Annotated in this window: 7 protein-coding genes; 3 read left to right on the top strand and 4 right to left on the bottom strand. The window is 63.8% G+C overall.

Features of this window, described 5'->3' with window-relative positions; translation table 11 throughout:
• The 3 genes from ACX80O_RS12190 to putP form a co-directional block, all read left to right on the top strand.
• The coding region (locus ACX80O_RS12190; protein ID WP_459333610.1) for an HNH endonuclease signature motif containing protein at positions 1-1,045 on the top strand (1,045 nt) is incomplete at its 5' end.
• A gap of 108 nt (positions 1,046-1,153) precedes the next feature.
• Positions 1,154-1,351: a hypothetical protein gene (locus ACX80O_RS12185; RefSeq protein WP_459333609.1), complete on the top strand. Its 198-nt coding sequence runs from the start codon at positions 1,154-1,156 to the stop codon at positions 1,349-1,351.
• Between the two features lie 218 nt (positions 1,352-1,569).
• Positions 1,570-3,081: a sodium/proline symporter PutP gene (gene putP, locus ACX80O_RS12180; protein WP_459333608.1), complete on the top strand. Its 1,512-nt coding sequence runs from the start codon at positions 1,570-1,572 to the stop codon at positions 3,079-3,081.
• Between the two features lie 86 nt (positions 3,082-3,167).
• On the opposite strand, the gene htpX is transcribed toward putP, so the two are convergent.
• From htpX to ACX80O_RS12160, 4 genes are all read right to left on the bottom strand, one after another.
• Positions 3,168-4,046: a zinc metalloprotease HtpX gene (gene htpX, locus ACX80O_RS12175; RefSeq protein WP_459308128.1), complete on the bottom strand. Its 879-nt coding sequence runs from the start codon at positions 4,044-4,046 to the stop codon at positions 3,168-3,170.
• Between the two features lie 108 nt (positions 4,047-4,154).
• Positions 4,155-5,435 carry an MFS transporter gene (locus ACX80O_RS12170; protein ID WP_459333607.1) on the bottom strand — a complete coding sequence of 427 codons (1,281 nt, stop codon included), beginning with the start codon at positions 5,433-5,435 and terminating at the stop codon, positions 4,155-4,157.
• 254 nt (positions 5,436-5,689) lie between these two features.
• Positions 5,690-6,391, bottom strand: a complete 702-nt coding sequence (locus ACX80O_RS12165; protein WP_459308126.1) for an esterase/lipase family protein — start codon at positions 6,389-6,391, stop codon at positions 5,690-5,692.
• On the bottom strand, positions 6,378-7,136 hold the full coding sequence (locus ACX80O_RS12160) for an alpha/beta fold hydrolase (protein WP_459333606.1): 759 nt from the start codon (positions 7,134-7,136) through the stop codon (positions 6,378-6,380). Before ACX80O_RS12160 ends, ACX80O_RS12165 begins: the two co-directional genes overlap by 14 nt.
• Positions 7,137-7,159 lie beyond the last annotated feature (23 nt).

The following is a 7,159-nucleotide window of genomic DNA, read 5'->3' as shown; positions in this document are numbered from 1 at the left end:
CCGCACCGCGACCGACGAGTTTGCCGCCGACTACGAGAGCAGACTTATCACGCTGGCGGGCCGGACCACGGTGACGAAGTTCTGCCGTCAGGCCGGGCGGTTACGCGAGGCGCTGCACCCCGAATCGATTAGCACCCGGCACCAGAAAGCGGTCAGGGAACGCGAAGTGCTCCTCAACCCGGCCTATGACGGGATGGCCTGGCTCGCAGCGTATTTGCCCGTCGAGGATGCCGCGGGAATCTACCACCGGGTGGACACTGCTGCCCGGAACATGCAGGGCCCCGACGAACCCCGCACGTTGACCCAGTTACGCGCCGATGTCCTCGTGGATGTCCTCACCGGCGCCGGCCCCACCGGATATATGACCAGCGGACACAAGGCTACCGGGCCCGGACCCGCAGGTACTGACGCCAGGACGAAAGGTGAGGCGAACGCCCGAGTGAAGGATGGAGCCGATAAGGACAGCGGGAACGGATCGGCTCGCGGTAGCCGACGGAAAGGTCAGTCGTGGGAGGGCAACCAGTTTTGGGGTGTGCAGGCGAAGGTCTTCGTGACGGTCCCGGTGTTGACCCTCATGGGTGGGGATGCGCCGGGTGAGCTCGAAGGGTACGGGCCAATCGACCCGGACACTGCCCGGAGGCTCGCTGGGCACGCGCCGTCGTTTACGAGGATCCTTTGCCACCCCCACACGGGGGCCAGGCTGGGCGCTGATGCAACCACGTACCGGGTCCCCAAAGACCTCCAAGATGCTGTGAGAGTCAGAGACGGGACCTGTCGGCATCCGGGGTGCAACAGGCTGGCGGTGTTCTGCGAACTCGACCACACGATCCCCTGGTCCCGGGGCGGGACGACCAGTTACTCAAATCTTGCAGCGCTCTGTAAACGTCACCATATGTTCAAAACGGAGGGTTTCTGGCACTACACCCAACCCGAACCCGGGACGATCATCGCGATCTCCCCCGCCGGGGAAACCTACACCACCAAACCCAACCCACCACCCACACCACCACCAAAACCGCGACCAGAAACCTCACCACCGTTCTAGGATGATGCCCCCGAGGCGCCGCTATTCTCAAGACATAGCGACTCAGAACACCGTCGACCCGCCAGATCTCACGCCTCGGCTGATACGAGGCGCCGGTAGGCTCGGGGGATGACGACGACGAAACGAACTGGGGTTTCATCCAATAGGGCACTCGGCGAAGGTCTTGGCGGTACGGCACTTGCCGTACTGGCGATAGTCTCGTTCCTCGATTCGGAGACCTGGTACATGGTCCTCGGATCCTGCGTGATCGCCCTTGGCGCGGCCGTGTTCGGTGCGCGGGCGATCATCGCGCTACGCCGCGGCTAGAACTGCCGTCGGCTGCCGGAATGGGCTGGTCTCAGCCCCACCGGACATGCCAGACACACCAGGCACGCAGCCCCCGCCCGCCGGGAGGGGCGGGTAAAGGGGACAGTGCTGGTCCGGGTACGTGAGCGCAATCACATTATTGGCTTATAGCGCTCGTCTTTGGCATAGTCGGCGGCTGCACTCAGCGAATTCCAAGAAAATCATGAGAGGACCTCGTCATGCCCGACCAGACATTCCAAATCATCGCCATGGTGATCTATATGGGCGCCATGCTCGGAATCGGATGGTATGCCTTCAAGAGAACCTCGAACCTCGACGACTACATGCTCGCCGGCCGCGGACTCAAGCCGGGCGTGGCAGCCCTCAGCGCAGGAGCCTCCGACATGTCAGGATGGCTCCTCCTCGGACTCCCGGGCGCGATCTATGCGTCAGGTTTGATCGAAATCTGGATCGCCATCGGCTTGACCGCCGGAGCCTGGCTGAACTGGAAATTTGTTGCCCCACGGCTGCGAAGCTACACCGAGGTGTCAAACAATTCGATTACCGTCCCGAGCTTCCTGGAAAACCGGCTCAAGGACAAAACCCGCATTCTGCGGGTCGTCTCCGGAATCATCATCCTGGTGTTCTTCACGTTCTATGTCTCATCCGGAATGGTCGCCGGCGGGGTCTTCTTCGAAAGCTCCTTCAACTCCAACTACACCCTCGGCATGATCATCGTTGCCGCCGTCACCATTGCCTACACCCTGTTCGGCGGCTTCATGGGCGCCACCTACACCGACGTTGCGCAGGGTTTGCTGATGCTGGTCGCCCTGATCCTCGTGCCGGTTATCGGCCTCGTCCAGGTCGGCGGCTTCGGTGGCCTGACCAACTCTATCCGCGAAGTCGATCCGTCTCTGCTGAACATCGTCGCCGGCGGTTCAACGGTCGCCATCATCTCCGCAGCATCCTGGGGTCTCGGCTACTTTGGCCAGCCGCACATCATCGTCCGATTCATGGCTATGCGCACCCCGCAGGATGCCGTCGCCGGACGCCGGATCGGTATCGCCTGGATGCTCCTCACCGTCGTCGGTGCCATTTCCACTGCCCTGGTCGGCATCGCCTACTTCCAGCAGAACCCGGATCTGTCGCTCACCGACCCCGAGGCGGTTTTCCTCGACCTGTCGCAGGCTTTCTTCCACCCCTTCGTGGCCGGCATCATCCTCGCCGCGGTCCTCGCAGCAGTCATGAGTACCATCTCCTCCCAGCTGGTGGTTTGCTCCTCGGCCCTCGTCGAAGATCTCTACAACATGGTCTCCAAGCGCACCCTGACCAACAAGCAGGGTGTAGTCCTCGGCCGGCTCGGCGTGCTGGTGGTCGCGATCGTTGCCATCATCCTGGCGTCCGGCCGGAACGAATCGATCCTGTCACTGGTCGCGTTCGCGTGGGCCGGCTTCGGTGCGGCGTTCGGCCCCACCGTCCTGTTGTCCCTTTACTGGAAAAAGCTGACCATGCCCGGCGCCCTCGCCGGTATGGTCGCCGGCGCCGTCGTGGTGTTCACCTGGGGCAACTCAGCCCTCGCCGACACCATGTACGAGATCGTCCCGGGCTTCTTCCTGAACCTGATCATCGCCGTCGTCGTCAGCAAACTGACCTATAAGCCCGACGCCGCCATCGACGCCGAGTTCGATCTCGCCGTCAAGGGGACCCGCTCCTTCAAGCGGATAGCTGCCGAAGACAAGGTCACCGTGTAACCCAGACCCCCTCGCAACACCCGAGTACGACGACGGCGGCGCCTCCCTAAATGGGGGGCGCCGTCGTCGTCGTCACGATGAGAGGCCTACCGAAGCGGCTGGCCCGCCATCCGCTCGAGGCGCTGGACCCGATCGTCCATCGGTGGGTGGCTGGCGAACATCTTCTGCACACCACCGCCCTTGAAGGGGTTGGCGATCATCAGGTGCGAGGTGTTGACCAACTGCTGGCTCTGCGGCAGGGGCGCCTGCTGGGTACCGCGCTCCAGCTTGCGCAAGGCCGAAGCGAGAGCGAGCGGATCGCCGGTGAGCTTGGCCCCGTCCTCGTCAGCATCGTATTCACGGGTTCGCCCGATCGCCGAACGCACCAGGACGGCGGCAAACGGCGCCAAAACCGCCAGCAGAATCGCCGCGATGGGGTTCCCACCCGAGTTGCGGTTGCCGCCCATCATGCCCGTGAACGCGAACATCTGAGCCACGGAGGTGATGACGCCAGCCACCGCGGCGGCCATGGAACTGAGCAGAATGTCGCGGTTGTAGACGTGCATCAACTCGTGGCCCAGCACGCCGCGCAGTTCGCGTTCGTTCAGGAGATTCAGGATGCCCTGGGTGCAGCACACTGCCGAGTTCTCGGGATTACGGCCGGTAGCGAAGGCGTTGGGCGCCATGGTGGGTGACACGTACAGACGAGGCATCGGCTTGTTGGCCTTGGTGCTCAATTCGCGCACAATCCGGTACATGGCCGGCGCCTGCTGTTCGGTGACCGGCACCGCCTGCATGGCACGGATGGCCAGCTTGTCGCTGTTCCAATAGCTGTAGGCCACCGAGCCCACGCCGATCAGGGCGAAAATCCAGATGAACGCCGAGCTGCCCGTGGCGCCAGCAATGACCGCCCCGAACACCAGGAAGATGCCCATCAGGGCGCCGAACAACATGAGGGTCTTCGGTCCGTTGAAATGATTGTGCACTGAAACTGCCAACTCCTTGATGTGACGGCCATTCACCCCGTATAACGCACCAAAATACCGTGCTGTTCCACATCCCGTTCCGACCCGGTCTGTGGCTATAGTCTGTGGCTACGGTTCGGGGTTACGTGAATCGTACTGCGCGAAGCGGGGCTGACGCTTCATCAGGATGATCACCAGCAGGATGCAGACCAGCCCACCGAAGACAGCTGTCCAGCCTTCCCCCAGCCACTCGGCGTTTCCGCCTGCCACCATGTCACCCAGGCGGGGACCGCCGGCCACCACCACAATGAACACTCCCTGCAACCGGCCGCGCATCGCATCGGGCGTCGCGGACTGCAGGATGGTGCTGCGGAACACCCCGCTGATGGAATCTGAAATCCCCGCGAACACCAGGCACAACGCTGCCGGAATGATCCACGGGGACAGCGCGTCCGGCGGCACCGCCTGGGAGTTGCCGGCCATCACCACCACCAACCCGAAGGCACTGATCGAGGCGCCCCAGCCCACCACCGACCACATCACAGCCAGTCCCTGGCGATGGATGTGGCCCAGCGGTCCCGAAAACAGCCCCGCGAGGACAGCTCCGACGGCGACCGACGCCAGCAGTATCCCGACAGTCAGCTCACCGCCGCCGATCAGCACCGCGCCGATTGCTGGCAGCAGCGCCCTCGGCTGCGCCATCACCATCGCTGCCAGGTCGATCAGGAAGGTCATCCGGATATTGGGGCGGGTCCCCAGAAACCTGAACCCCTCCAGCACCGTTGCGAGACCAGCCTTCCGGACTTTGCCCTCCGGTGGCAGCGGCGGCAGCTTGAACAGCGCCCACAGGGCGGCAGTGAACGTGACGACATCGATCGTGTAGGTCCAGCCGTAGCCCACCTGCGCCACCAGCAGGCCGGCGAACAGCGGACCCACCGTCATGGCGAGCCCAAACGTGATCATGCTCAGGGCGTTGGCTGCCGGGAGCAGTTCGGGGCGCACCAGACGCGGAATGATTGCCGTCCGGGTGGGCTGGTTGATGCCTGCCGCTCCGGAGTGGACAGCGACCAGCGAGTAGAGGAGCCACACGTTGTCGACCCCGGCCCAGGCCTGGGCGGCGATCGCCATGGTGCTCCCCCACAGGAAGAACCCGGAGACCAGGGCTACCTTCCGGCGGTCGTGAGCGTCGGCGATAGCACCGCCGTAAAGCCCGGCCACGACGAGCGGCACGAGCGCGAACAACCCGAGAAGGCCGACACTCAGGCTGGACTGGGTCAGGCTGTAGACCTGCAGGCTCACCGCCACCAGGGTCAGCTGGGTGCCGACAGCCGAAAGCGCCATCCCGTAGAACAGCCGACGGAACGCCGGGCTCTCTTTGAGAGGCGTGATGTCGGCGAGAAGTTTGGGCACCTACGAAGTGTAGCGGCGAAGTTGTTTCCCCCAGCAACTACCGCTGGCGTGGGTAAAAAGGCGAAAATCCGCGACACTTCCGCCGCGGTCCATTCCCCTGAGCGCGCCCGATTCATACGAACGCGCCCGATACCGGCAACGGCACCCGATTCCGGCGAACGCCCCCGATATATCTGGCGCGTTCGCCGGAATGGGGTGCGCGATACTCCTGGCGCGGGTCAAGCAAGAAATGGAGCCCGAAATACCCGGGAGAATCAGGTGGACTGGTGGTCGGCAATCGCCTGATCGACGACGTCGAGCAGCCGCTTATCGCCGATGATCCTGAAGTGCCCCATCGTCTCCAATTCGATGTTCATAGCGCCCGGAAGTTCGCTCCCTTGCGGAATATGCGGATCGAAGCTGCTGTAGATGGACGTGATCCGCGCGTTCGACCCACTATTGGCCAGCTGTGTCAGCAGGAACTTGTTCCGCGGAGAGAACGCCCTGATACTCGGCAACACAAAGAAGTTGGCATAGGTGGAGCCGGAGAACGGCGTATTCACGGCAATCAGCTGCCGTACCCGGTTCCCGACGTCGGGCTGCGTCATCACATATTTGCCGATCAGTCCGCCCTTGCTATGGGCGACCAGCACGACGTCGGTGAGATCGTGAGCGGCGAGGTAGTCAGCCACATACCTACCCATGGACTGGACGGTTCCCCGGTTATACCCCAGTTGCTGCACCACATGAACCGCGTGCCCCGCCGCCGCAAGGTGGACGGCGACCGGACGCATGAACTGCCAGGTCTCATAGATGCCGGGAATGAGGAGCACCGGCGGACGGGCTCCGGCGTCGGGGCCGACGTCGGGCGTGAGGTAGCGGGTGGGGTCCTCACGAAAAAGGAAACCGTGAACCTGCCAGAACCCCACGTAGGCGTAATCCAGCAGCCAGGACCAGCCACGCCTAAGGAACAGCATGGGAGGTTTCTCCGAGGCAGTGCCGGGCGGTGGCCTCGGGCGAGCGATACATCATCACGTGCGGCTCACCGGGAATCTCGGCGGTGGTCACGTCCCGGCCGATCGCGGCCAGCCGAAGCACCCAGTCTGCCGGCACGATCGGGTCCCGACTGCCGCGGACCAGGGCGACCGGGCAGCCAATGTCCGGCAGCACCTCCTCCACCCGGTGCTGTAGCATCGACGGGAGGGTTTTGAGGTACCACCTCATCCCGGCCCGGAAATAGTCAGACACCACGATGTAGTTCGCGGCCGGTGACTCCCGCAGGGTGTCCTGCGCCAACCGCATCAGCTGCGTCGCTACGGTCCGCTCCTGGTCGTTGATGGTGGGCGCCAACAGAACCAAACGTTCCACCAGATCGGGTGCCGCGCGCACCGCCTCAGCCGCCACCTGGGAACCCATCGAGTGTCCGACGACGACGGCGTCGCGCACCCCCACAATCCGCATCACCGCGGCGGCGATTCTGCCGAACTCCTCGATGGTCAGACGCCGGCGCGGCGCCGGCATTGACCCGAAGCCCGGAAGCTCGATGGCGTGGACGGTGCAGGTCAGTGCGAGATGGGCGGCCAACGGCTCGAAATAGCGGGCGGAGACACCGATCCCATGGATCAGGACCACCTCACGGCTGCCCGTTCCAACGGTGCGAACCGCGCAGGACACCTCGCCCACCACGACTGTTTGGGACTGCTCCCAGATGGACCGGTTCATGGATTCCCCTCTCAGTGATCCAT

It is taken from the genome of Arthrobacter glycogeni, from assembly GCF_054511155.1.
Note: the sequence above shows the minus strand (reverse complement) of the source record. Positions and strands in the feature narration are given on the sequence as shown.

Bases quoted from the DNA above. Each gene is read 5' to 3' on its own strand.
- putP (WP_459333608.1), top strand. From the start codon at position 1,570: ATGCCCGACCAGACATTCCAAATCATCGCCATGGTGATCTATATGGGC.
- ACX80O_RS12185 (WP_459333609.1), top strand. From the start codon at position 1,154: ATGACGACGACGAAACGAACTGGGGTTTCATCCAATAGGGCACTCGGC.
- ACX80O_RS12165 (WP_459308126.1), bottom strand. From the start codon at position 6,391: ATGCTGTTCCTTAGGCGTGGCTGGTCCTGGCTGCTGGATTACGCCTAC.
- ACX80O_RS12160 (WP_459333606.1), bottom strand. From the start codon at position 7,136: ATGAACCGGTCCATCTGGGAGCAGTCCCAAACAGTCGTGGTGGGCGAG.